The organism is Vibrio pomeroyi (assembly GCF_024347595.1).
In the GTDB taxonomy this organism is placed as follows: Bacteria; Pseudomonadota; Gammaproteobacteria; order Enterobacterales; family Vibrionaceae; genus Vibrio; species Vibrio pomeroyi.
On the sequence record NZ_AP025507.1, the window covers coordinates 1449247 to 1467102 of the forward strand.

Below are 17856 nucleotides of genomic sequence, written 5' to 3' on the forward strand. Positions count from 1 at the left end.
ATCGTTTTCTCTGCATACAGATGTTTACTTAAATCAGTGTTGTGCTAAATCATGCGCATAAAAAAGCCCAGTCAAAAATGACTGGGCTGGCTTAAAAGAATCTGTTTTATATCAATCCCTAATAACCCGCAGTGGACGGTTTGATTCTATATAGAATAGCGAACATCACTGGTACTACTATTAGCGTTAGTACTGTAGCAAAACCTAAGCCTGCCATGATGGTAATCGCCATCGAGCCGAAAAATGCATCGAATACCAAAGGAATCATACCCAAGATAGTCGTTAGTGCTGCCATAGATACCGGTCGTACACGACTAATCGCACTGTCGACAACCGCTAAGTATGGGTCTTTACCTGTTGATAGCTCACTGTTGATCTGGTCAAGCAATACGATGCCGTTCTTCAAAATCATGCCGCTTAGACTCAACAAGCCTAGGAACGCCGTGAAGCTGAATGGCATATTGGTACCTAACAGACCAATTGAAACACCAATGATAGAGAGTGGAACCGTAAACCAAATCACAAGCGGCTTACGAACCGAGTTAAACAGAAGCATCGTGATGATAAACATCAGCAAGTAACCCATTGGAAGCGAACCAAACAAAGATTCTTGCGCATCTTTAGAGCTTTCGTACTCACCGCCCCAGCTAATGCTGTAACCTTCTGGTAAATCTAATGCTTCTACCTTTGGTTTCACACGAGCAAACAGACTCGCTGGTGTTTCATCACCAAGTACATCGTGGTCAGCCAATACCGTTAGCGTACGTTTTCTGTCGCGACGCTGAATCAGTGGCTCAGACCATTGAAGCTCTACGCCATCTATCACTTGCTCAACTGGGATGTAAGTTTGTAGCGATGGGCTCCAAATCTTCACATTGTTTAGCGATTCGAAATCAAAACGCTCTTCTTCCGGTAAACGCGCTACGATAGGTAACATATGAGTACCATCACGCAGTAGGCCGATGTTGTAACCACCAAACGCCATCTGTAACGTCTCAGACAGATCAGTTTTTGAAATGCCTAGGCGACGAGCCTTAGATTCGTTGAACAGCGGCACAAGTTCTTTTGTGCGTTCACGCCAGTCGTGACGAACATTTCGAGAGCCTAGATCAGCAAGCAAGATGTCTTCGACTTCAACCGCAATGTTACGCAGTACTTGTGGATCGGCACCGATGATACGCGCTTCAATTTTTGAAGCCGGTGATGGGCCAAACTCAATCAACTTGAACTGGAACGTCGGTTGTTCAAATTCGTTCGCTAAGTCTTTGTCTAACGCCGCTAGAGCCTTAAACATAGTGTCACGATCAGTCGTTCTAACTTGTAACTGGGCGTATGCTTCGTAGCTTTTCTCTGGTTGGTATGTCAGAGCGAAACGTTGCATGCCCTGCCCAACCGTTGTGGTTACAAACTCTACGTCGTCTTGTTGGCGAATGTAGCTTTCAACCTTTTCAGTCTGCTTAATGGTTTCACGAACATCGGTACCCTCTGGCATCCACATGTCGACGTAAAACATTGGCGTGTTTGATGGCGGGAAGAACTGTTGCTTCACCATACCAAAGCCAACAATTGATGCCGCTAGCAGAGCAATCATGCTCACTACCGTTAACCATCTGAAGCGCAATGCAAATTTCAGAGAAGCGCCGAATACAACAAACAGAATGCCTTTGTATGGGTCTTCGTTTGCATCAACCTTGTCTTCTTCTTTCAGCATCATTTCTGCAAGGAATGGCGTCAGTGTTAATGCCGTAACCCAGCTCAAGAACAATGAGAAACACAGTACCCAGAACAGTGAGCCCATGAACTCGCCTGTTGCGTCTTTCGACAAACCGATCGGCGCAAAGGCTGTGATAGCGATAATGGTCGCACCCAACAGTGGCCATTGTGTTTGTGTCACGATGTCTTTTGCTGCTTGAAGTTTGGTCTTACCTTTCTTCAAGCCAACCAGAATACCTTCAACGACAACAATCGCATTATCCACCAGCATACCCAGTGCGATAATCAGTGCACCCAGTGAGATACGGTGCAGTTCAACATCGTTGTAGTCCATCAGGATGAAGGTACCGAATACCGTCAATAGAAGAACCAAACCGATGATCAAACCACTGCGTAAGCCCATTGCGAACAACAAAACAATGATAACGATGGCTACCGCTTCAACTAGGCTGATTAAGAAGTCAGCCACTGATTTATCGACTTCTTGCGCTTGGTTGTAGAAGTAGTTCAGCTCTACACCCGCTGGTTTAATGCTTTCTAGGCGATCCAGTTCTGCATCCAGTGCTTTACCGATCTCAACCACGTTTACGCCTGAAGAGAACGCAATACCTAAGTTGATTGCTGGTTTGCCGTTGTACGTTAATACATTGCCTGGCTTTTCTTGAATACCACGGGTCACTTCTGCGACATCTTTCAAGCGAATCAGGTTACCTGTATCGCGACCATGAATGATCAGGTTTTCTAGCTCTTCAACCGTGCTCAACGTGCCGTTTGGCTTGATCGTTAGGCTTTGACCATTCAGCATCACCTCGCCTGCCGATACCACACTGTTTTGCTGTGCTAACAGTGACGTAACCGTCGACATATCTAGGTTCAATGCGGCTAAGCGTTCCAGTGACATCTCAACAAACAGTTGTTCTTGTTGGTCACCTGCAATGCTAACTTTACCGACACCGTCAACCAGTTCGATTTCGCGCGTTAGGTAATCTGCGTACTGTTTCAGCTCAACGTAATCGTAACCGTCACCGGTCAGCATGATCATCACACCGAATACATCACCAAAATCATCAATGATTTGAACGGAATTCACACCACTTGGCAATGTTGGCTGTAGATCGTTGATCTTACGGCGCATTTCATCCCAGATTTGTGGCAGCTCGTCCGGACCGTAGTCCATCTTCATGCTGACCATAATTTGAGACATACCATTCGATGAGGTCGATGTGATCTTATCGATGTAAGGGAGCTGTCTTATCTCTTTTTCAAGCGGGTAAGTCAGTTCTTCTTCAACTTCCATAGACGTAGCGCCAGGGTAAGTTGAAATAATCATTGCATCTTTAATGGTAAAAGCTGGGTCTTCTAAACGGGATAGATTACCAAAAGACGTCACACCGCCAATGGCCAAAATGACTAGAAACAGCCAGCTGATTACTTTGTTCTTTATTGAATATTCTGCGATGTTCATTCTGCTTTTCCTGACAATTGGATTCCGTCACGGAGTTTTCTTAGATTCGAATTTACGAGTAGCTCACCTTGCTCAACACCATGAGCGATAAGTGCGCCTTGGCCGCTGATCTTGTCGACTTCCACTTCGCTTTTGAATGCTTGGCCGTCTTCCATTTTCCACACGTAAAATTGGTTCGCTTCAGCGCCGGCTTGTAGCGTCGTCATCGGCAACTGGTAGCCTTGAACATCACTTAGGCCTGCTTTTGCCATGTCGACATTTACTGTAACGCTCGTACCCGGCAGAATTTCACTTTCAGGTTGTTGCATCTGCATCCAAAACTCGTATGTACGTGATTGTGGATGCAATTCACTGGTGTGCTCTAGATACGTCAGAGGATATTCTCCAGAATGACCACCAAAGGTCGCTTCAGGACGGTAGCTACTTGAGCGCATATCAGGGCTGATCGACGCTAAGATTGAATCGGATACTTGGATTCGTACGTAAACTTTATCGTTCTGATACAAACTAAGAAGCGTTTCACCCGGTGTCGTGTTTTCAAAACGCTGCTTATCAACGGTAGAAACCGTGCCTGAAAATGGTGCTAGCAACTCTGTATAGCTCAGCTTGCGTTGTGCCGCAGCCAAATTAGCCGATGCCAGTTTGTAGTTAGCGGTGAGTTGGTCGTGTTCCGATTGCGACAACATCTTGCTACCAAACATCTCAGTGCCGCGAGACAATTGCTTGCTCGCCAATTTAAATTGAGATTGAGCGTCTATTAGATCTTGTTTGTATGTCGCGTTGTCTAGGGTCGCCAGTAGCTGACCTTTTTCAACTTTGTCACCCGCTTCAACCAATACTTGCTGAATCTCACCAGCAAGCTTAAATGCCAACGGTGTCAGTTCTGCAGGCATCACCTGTCCGTTAAAACTTCTGAATTGATCAGTAAGTGGTGCGCCAACTTCAAAAGTTGAAACCAAAAGTGAAGGTTGTTCACGGTGGTCTGTTTCGTTATTACAAGCTTGAAGTAATAACGCAGATGCAACCACAACTGATAATTTGGAAAGGTTCATTAAATACCGCCCTCACGTAACCAAGCTTTTACTTGCTGTCCATCTGATAACACATCTACACCTGCTTCTACGATTAGGTCGCCAGAAGATAGGCCATCGATCACCTTACCTTGTTCATCAAGGGTGACTTGTACTTTAGAAATCAATTGCGATTTTGGGTTGTAGCGCCACAGTTCACCGTGGTCTGCGTCTTTGCTTAACCAAGCAGAATCAACAATACCAATGCCGTAGTCCGCTCTGTTTTTCTGAACTTCCACTTGCGCTGTCATGCCGGAAAGCAGATTGATGTCTTCAGGCTTTTCGATAGACACAACCGCTTGATAACTGTTGGTGTCTTCGTCTGGTTGCGTTGAAATCTCTTTGAAACGCGTTGGGATACGAATGCCGCGGTGGCTATCCATCACAACCCACATGTTTGAGCTTGTTAGGTCTTGAATTGAACGGTCTTCAAGCTTTGATACCGGAATAGAGAAAGTCACATCCATTTCGCTGTGATTCAAAATGTTAAGTACCGGCTGCTTTTCTGCGATCAATTGATATTGCTTACCAAACACCATCGATACCACACCATCGAATGGAGCAACTAATGTGGTGTAACCAAGGTTTGTTTTTGCTTGGTCCAACTCAACTTCAGCGGCAGTAAAGGTGTTTACGGCTTGGTCGTAGTAATCCGTACTCACAAGTTTCTTCGAGTACAACTCAGACGCTTGCTTGTATTGGCTGTTTGCCAGATCAAATTTTGCTTGTGCTGCATCAACTGCAATACGGTAATCCGTCGCATCTAACACGGCGAGTACTTGCCCTTTCTTCACTTCTTGTCCCATGCGAACAGAGAAAGTTTCAATATCTCCACCCACATTGAAAGAAAGCGCAGCACGATCGGTCGCATCCACTTTTGCGATAAAACTATCAAGCTCCATATCTGTCTGTTGAGGGATCTCAAACAGCTTTACTGGCTTAACAACTTGAACGGTTTCTTCTGACTGAACCTTATTACATCCGGTCAAAGAGCCTGCGAGTAATAGTGCAGCAAACGCCACGCCTATCTGCTTACTCGTCTTGGCTTGAATAGACAACTTGGATTGCATGATGCTTCTCCATTTAATTATTATGATTTATTACACAGGTGGGCAGTATATTGAAAATTTTAGATTCCACAAGCTTTACTTTCCACCTGTGCAGTATTTTTTATTTCAGTAAAAACAGTGTAGAATGTGGTAATCAGGTAAATGTGTGAAATGAAGATGACTGAAAAGAAACAAGGTAGAAGAAGCGCGAAAGACGCTGAAGAAACTCGATTTCAAATTATGGCGGTTGCAGCGGATATGTTTTGTGACTGTGGTTATGACCGTGTATCACTGCGAAACATCAGTGAAAAAGCTGGGGTATCCCATAGCCTTATCCGCCACCATTTTGGTAGTAAAGAAAAGATATGGCATGCAATAAGTGATTGTTTACATGACTATTTTCAGTCTTACATCAGTAAGATTGTTGAAGAGTTGCCAAAAGATATTGCACCGAACATCTCTATCTACTTGTTTAGTATGCGTCTTTTCACCAACATGATTCATTCACGCAGACCAATGCAGCTAATTTCAGATTCTGTTCGACAAGAAGACAACTTGGTTGATTATTTTATCGACAACGTTGGTGATGTTGAGAAAGAAATTAATGAACTAGCAAAACAATATAACGACGTTAATCCAGACAATCTGATCAATATTTACGAAGTTAAATGGCAAATGATCATTTACGCTAACGCTGCGGTTTGTTTAACCCCGTTCATGGAAAGCACATGGAACGAAGGTGACATGAAAACTTCACCTGAAGAATCCCTACTCAAGCATTGGCAACTCTTCAACTCACAAATGGTTAGTAAGTTTCGAATCGAGGATGAGTGGGTACTTAATCCAACTGCATTAGAAGAGCTGATTTACGAAGTACCTTGTGTGTGGAAGTGCAATCAAGAACATCATTAATCCGATGCTTTTGTTTGCCCTGCCCATAAATTAATTTACTTGATATAAAAAAGCGCCGTTACAGAATCAACTGTAACGGCGCTTTTTAGTATCTTATATATTGTAGATCTTTAATCTGGCTGATTAACGACGTGCTTTGCCACGGTTTTGGTGGATCTTAAGCTTCGCTTTCATCTTACGTTTTTCTGACGAGCGACTCTTGCTACGACCACTGCGATCAGGTGCAAGGTCTTTTTCAAGGCTTGGGTCAAAGCCATCTAACCACTCTTGAGGCAGGCGCGTATCCAGTAGTCGCTCAATGTCACCCAATAGGTAAGCTTCGTCTTGGCTCATCAATGAAATTGCCAAACCGCTGTTACCGGCACGACCTGTACGACCAATACGGTGAACGTAGTCTTCTGCTTTAAACGGCATATCGTAGTTCACAACTTGTTCTAGTTGCTGAATATCGATACCACGCGCTGCAACGTCCGTCGCGATCAACGCTCGAACTTTACCTGACTTGAAATCGTCCAGTGCTTTTTGACGTGCACCTTGGCTCTTATCGCCATTGATTGATGCCGCTTTAATGCCGTCTAGTTTAAGCTCTTTTACTAGCGCATCGGTACCCTGCTTAGTTTTAGTGAATACAAGCACTTGTTGCCAGTTCTTTGAACCGATCAAGTAAGCCAGAAGTTCACTCTTACGCGATTTATCAACCGGATAAACCATCTGAGTCACAGTGTCGGCGGTGCTGTTTTTCGGCGTCACCTGAATTTCACTTGGCGACTTCATCATGCGGTACGCAATCGCTTTGATTTTGGTATCGAACGTTGCTGAGAAGAACAAGGTTTGGCGAACTTCGTTCATACGCGAAAGAATGCGCTTGATGTCTGGCATAAAGCCCATATCCAACATACGGTCAGCTTCATCCAATACCAACACTTCTGTTTGGCTTAACATGATGTTCTTAGTGAACATGTGGTCAATCAAACGGCCAGGTGTCGCGACTAAGATATCTGCGCCACCACGTAATTTGTCGGTTTGAACCTTCATACTCACGCCGCCATACGCTACAACCACTTTAATGTCAGTGCCCTTCGCGTAGCTAGTTAGGTTGTCGAACACCTGCTGTGCCAATTCACGGGTTGGTACTAATACCAATGCACGAACTAACTTAGGGTTTGGAATCACGTTGTCTTTAGTTTCGATTAATCTTTGGATAATCGGTAAACCAAACGCAGCCGTTTTACCCGTACCTGTTTGAGCACCCGCCAGTACGTCTTTGCCTTCTAATACCAATGGAATCGCTTGTTCTTGAACACTGGTTGGAGCCGTAAAGTTAAGCTCTGATAGCGTAGCAAGAAGGTGCTCAGACAATCCTAGTTGGTTAAAAGATTTAGTAGTTTCAGACATAGTATGATGCTCAAAGATTAAATAGGCGCGGATTGTAGCAAACCTGCATTACGCTGTTTACCTTTCCTTTTGATTTTTCTTCAATTGAAGTGCATTAAATTGGTTTGCTTCTTCTAAAACACTCGGATACAACTCATTAAAGTGACACTGCAACGTATCATAGTGACGTTCGAGGTCTTCATAGCAAGATTTAAGCATCCCTAGCTTTGGCCGTCTCAAAGCCATTCGTTGCAATACCATTTCTATGGATGACATCTCTTGATAGCTCTCTAACCACCTCTGCTCAGCCATTTTCTGGTGAACAGAAATGAAGTGCTCAGGCCAATGTGGCTCTTGGTGCTCAAAGATCTGCTGATGGCTGTCGGAGCAAAAATGCTCAAGTGATTGTGTCGAGAACTGAGGCCAATGATTAGCTAAGCAGTGGTCCCAAAATACATCGAGTGCAATAGGCGCAAAGCGTTTTGTTTGATCTGAAAAGAGAGATTTTGCAGAGCGAGACACATCATGACGGTCAGTATAGCTATCGACAAATCGATGAAGTCGAATGCCATCAGAAAGTGAATCTGAGTAGTGTTTATTTGGGTCGCCTTTAACGAAGTCACCTAACAGGTTACCTGCTAAGTTGCTGTTGCAGTGCTGAGCGATGTGAAGGTGTGCGAGAAAGTTCATTGAACCTCATTAAAGTATCGAGAACTAAGTAACATGGTAAACGTACTCGTTTGTCTTCGCGAACTTTAATGAGGATAGTTTTGGTATGACGTGTGAGCGAATGAGATTTGCTCAGTCTAAGAATTGTCTATTTTGAGAACATTGAACTCTAAAATCTTAACTAAGGAAAACCCTAGTTAGAAGATTTGAACAGTTCTTCTGCTAATTGTTTAACTGTCTGCTCATAGTCAGACAAATCAATGCCAATTTCCATAGCATCTAACAACTCAAGACTTTCGTCATTATAAGATTGGTCACTCATTGTGCCCCCTCTATTCCTTGGTGTGGACATGATGTCCTGTTAACTAGTGCACCATCTTGGACTTATATTATGTCACTTTGATGAACGCACTCTACTCTACCCATTCCATATTTATAGCTTGAAGCTACTCGCGATCATTAACGCTTGTTTACGCTAAAGGGGTATACGCGAACGACATATGTACTGCCACCTTACACCAAGTACAACAAATTACTCTACAAATTTTGAAGCAGATCATGGTCAAACGTTTGCTTCACCCTTTTCAACACCTAACCCTCAAATACATGTAAATTAATATTTACAGTGGATACTTTAAATTACATTAGATGTTGCATTTGGAATTAAACTCAATCAGAATACTTCAAAATCGAGATATTCTTTGGGTTTATGCGCTTAAGCTAGAAGAATTACAATGAAAACACACTCTAACGTAAAGAATTATATACAATGAATAAATCAAAGGTTTTTGGTAGTACTTTGATCATTGCAGGCACAACGATTGGTGCTGGCATGCTCGCTCTTCCACTTGCTTCTGCAGGTATTGGCTTTTCAACTTCACTTTTCTTAATGCTTGGTTTGTGGGCTTTAATGGCGTTCACTGCCTTACTAATGGTCGAGCTTCACCAATTCGCAGAATCTGATGCCACCCTACACACTTTAGCTCACACAATTTTAGGGACGAAAGGAAAATGGATTGCGAGCTTCGCAGTGATGTTTCTGTTTTACGCTTTATGTGCTGCCTACATCGCGGGCGGTGGTGCTCAGTTTAACCAACGTATTTCCGATATCGCGGGCATTGAACTCAATGGCCAAATCACGACCCTTCTATTCACCCTGTTGGTTGCTGGCGTTGTGACGATTGGTACACACAGTGTCGATAAAGTTAACCGAGTTTTATTTGGCTTAAAGCTGGTTGCGATGGTTCTGGTACTTAGCTTCCTAGCACCTAACATCACTTCTCAGTACTTACTGAGCATGCCTTTACAACAAGGTCTGATTGTTGCGGCTATCCCGGTTGTGTTCACCTCTTTCGGTTTCCACGGCAGCATCCCATCGATAGTCCGATACCTAGATGGCGACGTTCGCTCTTTACGCAAAGTAATGATTGTTGGTTCTGCGCTACCTCTGGTTATCTACGTATTCTGGCAGAGCGTTACTTTGGGCGTAGTAAGCCAAGAACAACTGTTGTCAGACACGAGTTTGGGTGCACTTTTAGTTTCGCTTTCGCAAACCGTTCATCAATCAAATCTCAGCGTGATTGTTGGTGTGTTCGCTGACCTTGCACTTCTTACCTCATTTATTGGCGTGAGCTTAGGTCTATTCGAATTTATGGGTGACTCGCTCAGCAAAAAACTAGGCAGTGCAAAGCGCGTTAAAACCGCTGTTATCACCTTCTTACCGCCATTGGGCTTCGCCTTGTTTTACCCACAAGGTTTCATCATGGCGCTGGGCTATGCTGCGATTGCACTTTCAGTTCTAGCGATTCTTCTACCTACCGTAATGGTTTACAAAGTTCGCTACACAGATTTCTCAGTAAAATCTCACGGTACAGAAGCGACTTACCAAGTCTTGGGTGGGAGCAAAGCGCTATTTTTAGCGGGTAGTGTTGGCGTATTTATCATTGCGATTCAAATCCTTATTTCAGTAGGGTTACTGCCTTCTTTAGGCTAATAAACCTATACAGAACTAATTTACTTGATATAGATCTCATAATTGATATGTCACTATCATTAATTTTCACAATTAGTCGATTAAAGTCACATTTTTATTGAGGTCGGTTATTTAGAGTCCACGGTAAAGGATTTACCGTGGAGTTTTTATGAAAGAAGTACAATTTCGAACGATAGACAAACTGTTTATTAAAATGTCTATCAACGATAAGTTTTGGGTCATTTTCTTGATCTTTTTCGCCGCAGTGGCGAGCCTAGCTGGACTCAACTACGTCAACAAAATGGAACAAATTGACGCAAGTGCAAAACAGCAAGTTGAGTATCAACTCAAAGGCATTTTATCAGCGTCTGATTCCCCTGCCTCTGTTCGTTCTGTTAGCCAACAAACTCGTTCTCAAGAAACCATCATTTCGAACAATGGCGCGGTTACCGCAACAGCTATTGGACAAGATGGGAATTACTATTCTCTTACCGTCTCAAACAACGATACACAAAACCAAAAGCAGCAAGCACTGTACACTTTATTAATCAGTCTTTTATGGTGTGTGCCTTTTGGTATTTTCTGCTACTGGGTAGCGACCTTCCTAGGTGGTGCTCTTTGGGTACTTTACTCAACGACTCAAAAGATTGGTGATGGTGACTTAACTTCACGCCTTGGTTTCCACCCTGGCCGTGATGAATTTGGTACGATTGGTTGTGCACTTGACCGTTCAATGGACACGCTGAGTGAATTAGTCAATAACGTAAACCACAATGCCACGACGCTAAGTGAAACGTCAGCCTCTTTCGAAACAGAGATGAAGCGCAGCGAAACACAAATCATGAGCCAGAACGCTTCTTTAGACTCTGTTGCTACTGCTATGGACCAGATGACCGCATCTGCCAATGAAGTGTCTAATATCTCTGCTCGCTCAACAGAGCAAACAGAGCAAGACGCACAGCAGATCAACGACAGCCACGCGAAGGTTCAGCAAGCTATTTCAGAGATCACTACCCTTTCTTCTTTGATTGAGCAAACTTCCTCTTCAGTGACTAGCTTGAATGTAAACACTAGCCAAATTAACGAAGTGATTACCACAATAAATGCTATCTCAGAGCAAACAAACCTACTTGCACTAAACGCAGCCATTGAAGCGGCTCGTGCAGGTGAGCAAGGTCGTGGTTTCGCAGTCGTTGCTGATGAAGTTCGAACGCTTGCGAGCCGAACTCAATCCGCGACGGTAGAAATCCAAGCAATGATTGAACGCTTACAACAAGAAAGCCAAAACATTGCGAAGATCACCGAACAAACGGTCGATCAAGCACAAACCAGTAGCCAGCTGATTTCGAACATCGGTGACGACGTAAACTCTATTGCTGATTCAGCTCAAGCGCTAATGGATATGAGTATTCAAATTGCCACATCGGCCGATGAGCAAAGTAACGTAGCAAACACCATTGCAGCAGAGCTGAACGATATCCGTAGTCAATCTGATGTGATTAAAGAAGTCGCTCAAAACTCGTCAAATGGCGTATCTAAGTTAACGGAAGCGTCAGTGTCACTATCACAAACTTTGTCTAGATATCGCACTTAAGCGCAAGTGGTAACATTCAAAGCCGAGGTTAAAGTGGCATACAGTTAACGTGAATAGAAATCAAACTAATAAGGACTCGTATGAGTCCTTTTTTATTGGATGGTGTTAATAACATTACAAAAATCATGGTCACTAACGATGAGATTATCATTACCATGAAGCAAGTCGCAAAGGAGAGATTAAGAAGTGTCAAAACTGTCTAATAATCGAGCTTAGGAGTAATCTACTTAAGCGGGTCTTATTTTCGCTTACCCTCTTGCTGCAGGTGGACACATAATGAATAAAACAAAAGCACCAAACACCGACGACATCACATGCCCTTTATGCCAACACGACGAATATCTGCTTTCAGAAAGTGGAGAGAAGTTTACTTGCGCATCATGCGGTTTCCACACCAAACAATTTAGTAAAGTAGTCAGCCTTCAATTAGGCACTAACCCACCAAAGCTGCAGAGTTCGGTATACCACCACTTGAGCAGTGCTTGCCATTAATCCAAACAGAAATTTCTTCCAAACTGTAGATATCCTGAGCCGCTAGCTCTGCTGAGTCGGCTTCTGGATCTACAAGTGATTCATCGATGCTTGGACGCAATCTGAATGACTGAATGCCTGCACGAACGCCCGCTTCTATTCCCTTCAAAGTATCATCCACATAGATGCACTCATTGGGTAAAAAGCCCATGTTCATTGCAGTGTACATAATTAGGTCTGGCTCTGGTTTCCAGCTGTTTGCATCAAACGCCGAAAACACTTTGCCTTTAAAGTCGTCGAGCATACCGGTCATCGCTAACGAGGATTCAACTCGAGATTTAGGCGCATTAGAAGCAATACAAAACTCGATGTCTTCACCCTTGAGGAATTCAATCAGCTCTATCGCGCCATCCATCGGTTTTAAGTGGCGTTGGAACAAGGCTTCGAGTTCAGTGCGATATAGTGGCTCAAGTGTATCAATCGAAATAGACAGGCCTAAACGCTCTTGAGTATCCATTAAGATGTCAGCCAACTTACCACCTTGAAAATGTGCATAGCAGTCGTTCACGTTTAACTCAGCCCCAAAGCCAGCAAATACATTCACCAAGGCTTGGCAACACAGCTTCTCGCTATCGATAAGTGTCCCGTCACAATCGAAAATTACACATTTAGTCTGTTCTAACCGCATAGCTCTCTCACTCCCATTGAATCCAAGCTTTATCCTATAGGGTTATGAAAGTAGTCGGGATGATTAAGGTAACACTTTACCGAGACTTGCTTATTTCTCTTCGCGAAATATGCAGTAGATCACCTTATGCTTCAAGATAAGCAACAGTTTTCACCGAATTGGTCAGGAATGAGCAGCACCAAATACTGCTTGGTTTACAAAAAATGCAAATGAACAGTTAAAAATATAAATTTACACGGGATAATTTCAATAAGGTTGAGAGCGGTGGTGCGTTAAGCAGTTTTAAAAGCTAATTAACAGCCAACTCTTCAATGGCTTTAGGTTCGCTCTTTGTAGTCGTGAGATTCTCTAAGTTTGAAGCCTCAAATGTGCCACTGTCAGGGTAAGTGTCGCGGATCGCGACGAATTCAGGTAAGTGTTTTAAAAGCAACTTGGTCAACCGAGGATCAAACTGATAACCGCACTCTCGCTCAAACAAGTCGACAACCATCTCTAACGACCATGGTTCTTTGTAGCAACGCGCACTGAGTAACGCATCAAACACATCCGCGACGGCGGTAATGCGCGCAAACAAGTGAATCTCCTCGCCCACCTTGCCATTCGGATAACCAGCGCCATCCCAACGTTCATGATGCTCATTGGCGATGATTGCAGCAAGGTTAGTAATGTCGCCTGCACCACTTTTCAATAAGTTATAACCAGCAGTGGTGTGAAGTTTCATCACCTCCCACTCTTTTTCAGTTAACTTACCAGGCTTATCGAGAATAGATTCCGGCACCGAGATCTTACCCACATCGTGCATTGGGCTGATGATCTCTATCATCTCGACTTCTCGGTGGCTCAAACCACTATGCTTCGCCAACAGTGCTGACAGCTTAGCAACGCGCTTAACATGGTTCCCTGTCTCTCCAGAGCGTGTTTCAATCGCTTCACCCAGCACATGAATCATGTCTTTTTGAACGTTCAGTGTTTGCTTCTGCAGAGCGAGGATGCGCTTGTTCTTCTTCGCCAACTCTTTCTTTTGACGCAAGGTAACAAACTGCATCAGGATAATCAGGCTTAATCCGGCAATGACCATGGTCAAACCTAATAACAGTTGGAAGTTCTTGCGGATAAAAGAAGAAGGTTCATTAACGACAACCGATTCTTCTGGAAGTGTACTCTCACTGATGCCAAATTTTGCCAAAGCTGAGTAGTTGAAGACAAAGCGAATATTGTCCCCCGGAACCAGCGGAGTATCGAAGTTCAGTGGTATGTACTTATCTAACGCATCAACTGCCTCTTCACCCATACTCTGTGAGTGATTGACATAACCGCCAAACACATCGCCTAGGATATTAAACTGCCAAAGCGCAAACACAGGCGCGGCGCTTGATGCTGATAAAGTTTCGGCCACTTCTTTATAAGAGTGATAAACACCTTGAGTCAGCTCAGTGTTGTAGTGACTGAGTAACACGGCATCATCAGCGGAGATCGTTTGTAAAAACTGGCTCGCTTGCTCAAGCGTTTGATTACTGACTTCGACCAGATTGATATCTGGAAAGTCCGCCATCACTTTATAGACTTCTTTTCGAATCAGTTGAGACGTGACACTGTAATCATTTACAAAGTATAAGTTCTTGATGTTTGGTCTTAGCTGAGAAATCAGTTCAATATTAATATCGATGTGGTCATTCTCGTAAAGCACGGTTGCTCTATCAGTCACGGCATACATGTCAGTGCTAATGTCGTTGATACCCGCCGCAACAACGGGTGTAGAGCGATCAATCAATGTGCTCAGCGATTCTAAGAAATTGGCGGCGTTATCATCGGTTGCAATTACACCATCAAATTCATAACCAGCGTATTTGGCTTGTAAGTAGTTGGCGAGAGATTTGTAGTATTCAGGGCTATGGATACGCTTGGTATCTAGATACTCGATTGAGAGCTTTACTTCAGATTGAGAATGTTCGAACGCGCTGTCGATGCCCTTTTGGAAATCCGCGGTCCATTGATAGGAAGGTTCGTAGGAGTGTAAAACTAGGATTTGTTTGATATCCCAGTCGTTAGCATAAATCGCAGGAGAAAAAGCGCTAACACACAATACAGCGATTGAGATCAATAGCTTGTACATACCGAACCCTTTTTAAAAGACGGTGTATTGTACTCAGATTAACGCTTTCTCAAAGATCTTTAGTTCTCGAACCATACTTTATGGGTAGAAACTTGATCTTGTGCCCAAAAATTATGTAACTGTTTAGCAAAGCCGACAATATTTTGATCGTCTTGGTTAACAACATCCGATATCAATAGCTCTTCATCCGTTGCTGTCACTACCGCGCTTGCGACAACATCGCCGTTTTTTGTACCGACATAAAGCTCATGCTCATCCGATAACATAATCTGGCTTAAGAACTCCAAGATATTCGCCCTTTCAGCTTCATCTTGATAAGCACTTGCTTGGTTTAATGAGAAAAGTACGGTCAGCTTATGGAAATCGACTTTATGCAGTTCGTCAATTTGAGTGGGAGCTTGGTCTTGCGGGAGAAGTTGGTAAGTCTTTTGGGAAAGTTGTTTTTTATAGATATCTAAACCGAGAAGGCTCTCTTTTGCGGGGTAAGCAATATCGAGGTGGCTAAATAGCCATTGGTTTTTATTATGTGCAATTTCAGGTATTTCGTTATTCATTCTTTTAGTACCTACGGTTAGTATCCCCAAATATCACAGTTATTTGGAAGACATATGGTCGGCTGAGGTGCCGAGCTACAAGCAGAGAGCATACAGAGCATGACCAAGGCCAACAAGTACTTTAAATGCTTCATATTTTTCATTATCCAACAACATCCTTTAAGAACTTAACGAAAAGCTCTACACTCGTATTCATGCTTTCAATATCCTTATAGTAAACAGAACTATATAAATAAAAAGGACTTCTTATGAAAAAAGCCTTAATAGCAGCAGGTATCATCACAATGTTAGCTGGCTGTTCGGACAACGAGGTTGGTGACGTCTCTCTGGGTTTCTTCACAATGAAGGACATCAAAATGTCTTCTCTTGATGACGATAAGATTGCAGGTGTGACTTGTCATATCGCATCCATCGAAGCGAACCTTAGCCTTTCTGATCCAAGCGATAGCTCTATCTCTTGTCGTCAAACTGGCGAAATCACACCAGAAATGATTGCTACGATCGATAAAAGCAAGTCAGGTGAAGTGGTATTCAAGAAATCGAAAAGTATCTTCTTCAAGACAATGAAGGTTCGCCGTATCTATGATGCAGAGAATCAATCACTGCTTTACTTGTCTTACACCACTAAAGAAACAGAAGGCAGCTTCAAACATAGCCTTTCAACTGTTCCACTATGGGGTACAGAGGCTTACGTTGATCCAGCGACGTTAGTCCAACCAACCGAGTAGTTTCAAACGGATAGTTAGTCGAATCATCTGTACAGACATTGTGCAGGTGATTCAAAATGTAATAAAAATGAAAGAAACAGAAACAAAATGTGATATCATGCGGCAAAATTTTTTCACTGTATTTTTCATATGAAGTTTCCTGGACAGCGTAAATCTAAGCACTACTTTCCAACTCACGCACGTGATCCGTTGGTCAACCAAATTCAACAAACACCTAAGCTTCACCGCGCAACGATTGTCGGTGTGGGTCAGACTATTGTTGATATCGAAGCCCGTGTTGACAGCGCGTTCCTAGAAAAATACGAGCTAAGTAAAGGTCACTCGCTTGTATTGGAAGAAAGTAAAGCAGATGCGTTGTATGAAGAGCTAGTTGAGCGCGGTTTGATCACGCATCAATACCCTGGCGACACTATCGGTAACACACTGCACAACTATTCCGTACTTGCAGACAGCAAATCTGTACTGCTTGGCGTTATGTCTAAGAAAATTGAAGTAGGCTCGTTCGGTTACCGTTACCTTTGCCGCACTTCTTCTCGTATGAACTTAAACCACCTACAAACTGTTGATGGTCCAATTGGTCGTTGTTACACGCTGATTACCGAAGATGGCGAGCGTACGTTTGCGATCAACGAAGGACACATGAACCAACTTCTTCCTGAAAGCATTCCTGAAAAGATTTTCGAGAAAGCATCTGCGCTAGTTGTATCTTCATACCTAATGCGTGGCAAGCCTGAAGATCCAATGCCAAAAGCGGTACAAAAAGCGATTGAATACGCGAAAGCGCACAATGTGCCTGTTGTACTGACGCTTGGTACTAAGTATGTGATCGAAGGTAACGCTGAATGGTGGCAAGAATACCTGAAAGAAAACGTAACCATCGTTGCGATGAACGAAGACGAAGGTGAAGCACTAACGGGTGAGAAAGATCCATTACTAGCAGCGAACAAAGCGCTTGAGTGGGTTGACCTAGTACTATGTACTGCAGGTCCAATTGGCCTTTACATGGCAGGCTACACAGACGAGCTAGCGAAGCGTGAAACAACGCTGCCGCTATTGCCGGGTAATATCCCAGAATTCAACAAGTATGAGTTCAGCCGCGCCATGCGCAAGCAAGACTGTCAAAACCCAGTGAAAGTGTACTCTCACATTGGCCCTTACCTAGGTGGTCCACTTGAGATTAAGAACACCAACGGTGCTGGCGATGGCGCGCTATCTGCTTTACTGCACGACATGGCAGCGAACAGCTACCACCACGTGAACGTACCGAACTCAGAGAAGCACGAACACGCTTGCTTAACGTACTCGTCACTGTCTCAAATTTGTAAGTACGCAAACCGCGTAAGCTACGAAGTACTGACTCAGCACTCTCCTCGCCTTTCTCGTGCACTGCCAGAACGCGAAGATAGCTTAGAAGAAACATACTGGGATCGTTAATCTTTTAGACGACGTCTAAGTCGAATTACGAATCCTTGAAGGGCTGCTAT

14 protein-coding genes are annotated in these 17856 nt (G+C 43.6%); 5 read left to right on the forward strand and 9 right to left on the reverse strand.

From position 1 onward, the window contains the following. Positions 1 to 118: 118 nt before the first annotated feature. The 3 genes from OCV12_RS22460 to OCV12_RS22470 are packed head-to-tail and all read right to left on the reverse strand — an operon-like array spanning position 119 to position 5318. On the reverse strand, positions 119 to 3178 hold the full coding sequence (locus OCV12_RS22460; RefSeq protein ID WP_261886218.1) for an efflux RND transporter permease subunit: 3060 nt from the start codon (positions 3176 to 3178) through the stop codon (positions 119 to 121). Beyond that, a complete protein-coding gene (locus tag OCV12_RS22465; RefSeq protein WP_261886219.1) occupies positions 3175 to 4230 on the reverse strand; it encodes an efflux RND transporter periplasmic adaptor subunit in 1056 nt (351 codons plus the stop codon). The genes OCV12_RS22460 and OCV12_RS22465 overlap by 4 nt, the downstream gene beginning before the upstream one ends. Continuing rightward, a complete protein-coding gene (locus OCV12_RS22470; RefSeq protein ID WP_261886220.1) occupies positions 4230 to 5318 on the reverse strand; it encodes an efflux RND transporter periplasmic adaptor subunit in 1089 nt (362 codons plus the stop codon). Before OCV12_RS22470 ends, OCV12_RS22465 begins: the two co-directional genes overlap by 1 nt. A 150-nt stretch (positions 5319 to 5468) precedes the next feature. On the opposite strand from OCV12_RS22470, the gene OCV12_RS22475 reads away from it, so the two are divergent. Further along, a complete protein-coding gene (locus tag OCV12_RS22475; RefSeq protein WP_261886221.1) occupies positions 5469 to 6209 on the forward strand; it encodes a TetR/AcrR family transcriptional regulator in 741 nt (246 codons plus the stop codon). Between the two features lie 123 nt (positions 6210 to 6332). Here the strand turns inward: OCV12_RS22475 and OCV12_RS22480 are convergent, their stop codons facing one another. The 3 genes from OCV12_RS22480 to OCV12_RS22490 form a co-directional block, all read right to left on the reverse strand. Next, complete coding sequence (locus tag OCV12_RS22480) at positions 6333 to 7604, reverse strand: DEAD/DEAH box helicase (RefSeq protein WP_261886222.1); 1272 nt, start codon at positions 7602 to 7604, stop codon at positions 6333 to 6335. A 57-nt stretch (positions 7605 to 7661) separates the two neighbouring features. Then, positions 7662 to 8273, reverse strand: coding sequence for an acyl carrier protein phosphodiesterase (locus tag OCV12_RS22485; RefSeq protein WP_261886223.1), 612 nt, complete (start codon positions 8271 to 8273; stop codon positions 7662 to 7664). Between the two features lie 172 nt (positions 8274 to 8445). Continuing rightward, a complete protein-coding gene (locus OCV12_RS22490; RefSeq protein ID WP_017059831.1) occupies positions 8446 to 8574 on the reverse strand; it encodes a hypothetical protein in 129 nt (42 codons plus the stop codon). Positions 8575 to 9021: 447 nt separating this feature from the next. On the opposite strand from OCV12_RS22490, the gene OCV12_RS22495 reads away from it, so the two are divergent. Both OCV12_RS22495 and OCV12_RS22500 read left to right on the forward strand, forming a co-directional pair. Beyond that, entirely contained in the window at positions 9022 to 10245 is a 1224-nt protein-coding gene (locus OCV12_RS22495) for an aromatic amino acid transport family protein (RefSeq protein WP_123283946.1), read from the forward strand. A 148-nt stretch (positions 10246 to 10393) separates the two neighbouring features. Beyond that, positions 10394 to 11818 carry a methyl-accepting chemotaxis protein gene (locus OCV12_RS22500; RefSeq protein ID WP_261886224.1) on the forward strand — a complete coding sequence of 475 codons (1425 nt, stop codon included), beginning with the start codon at positions 10394 to 10396 and terminating at the stop codon, positions 11816 to 11818. A gap of 433 nt (positions 11819 to 12251) precedes the next feature. Here the strand turns inward: OCV12_RS22500 and OCV12_RS22505 are convergent, their stop codons facing one another. From OCV12_RS22505 to OCV12_RS22515, 3 genes are all read right to left on the reverse strand, one after another. Next, positions 12252 to 12977, reverse strand: coding sequence for an HAD-IA family hydrolase (locus OCV12_RS22505; RefSeq protein WP_176679729.1), 726 nt, complete (start codon positions 12975 to 12977; stop codon positions 12252 to 12254). 289 nt (positions 12978 to 13266) lie between these two features. Beyond that, the gene (locus tag OCV12_RS22510) at positions 13267 to 15090 is read right to left on the reverse strand and encodes an HD domain-containing phosphohydrolase (RefSeq protein WP_261886225.1); all 1824 of its coding nucleotides are present in this window, start codon (positions 15088 to 15090) and stop codon (positions 13267 to 13269) included. A gap of 59 nt (positions 15091 to 15149) precedes the next feature. Next, entirely contained in the window at positions 15150 to 15644 is a 495-nt protein-coding gene (locus OCV12_RS22515) for a hypothetical protein (RefSeq protein WP_261886226.1), read from the reverse strand. 248 nt (positions 15645 to 15892) lie between these two features. Here OCV12_RS22515 and OCV12_RS22520 point away from each other — a divergent pair, with 248 nt between their 5' ends. Together OCV12_RS22520 and OCV12_RS22525 are read left to right on the forward strand one after the other, a co-directional pair. After that, a complete protein-coding gene (locus tag OCV12_RS22520; protein WP_176679732.1) occupies positions 15893 to 16372 on the forward strand; it encodes a CreA family protein in 480 nt (159 codons plus the stop codon). A gap of 129 nt (positions 16373 to 16501) precedes the next feature. Continuing rightward, positions 16502 to 17806, forward strand: a complete 1305-nt coding sequence (locus tag OCV12_RS22525; protein WP_017630393.1) for an inosine/guanosine kinase — start codon at positions 16502 to 16504, stop codon at positions 17804 to 17806. Positions 17807 to 17856 lie beyond the last annotated feature (50 nt).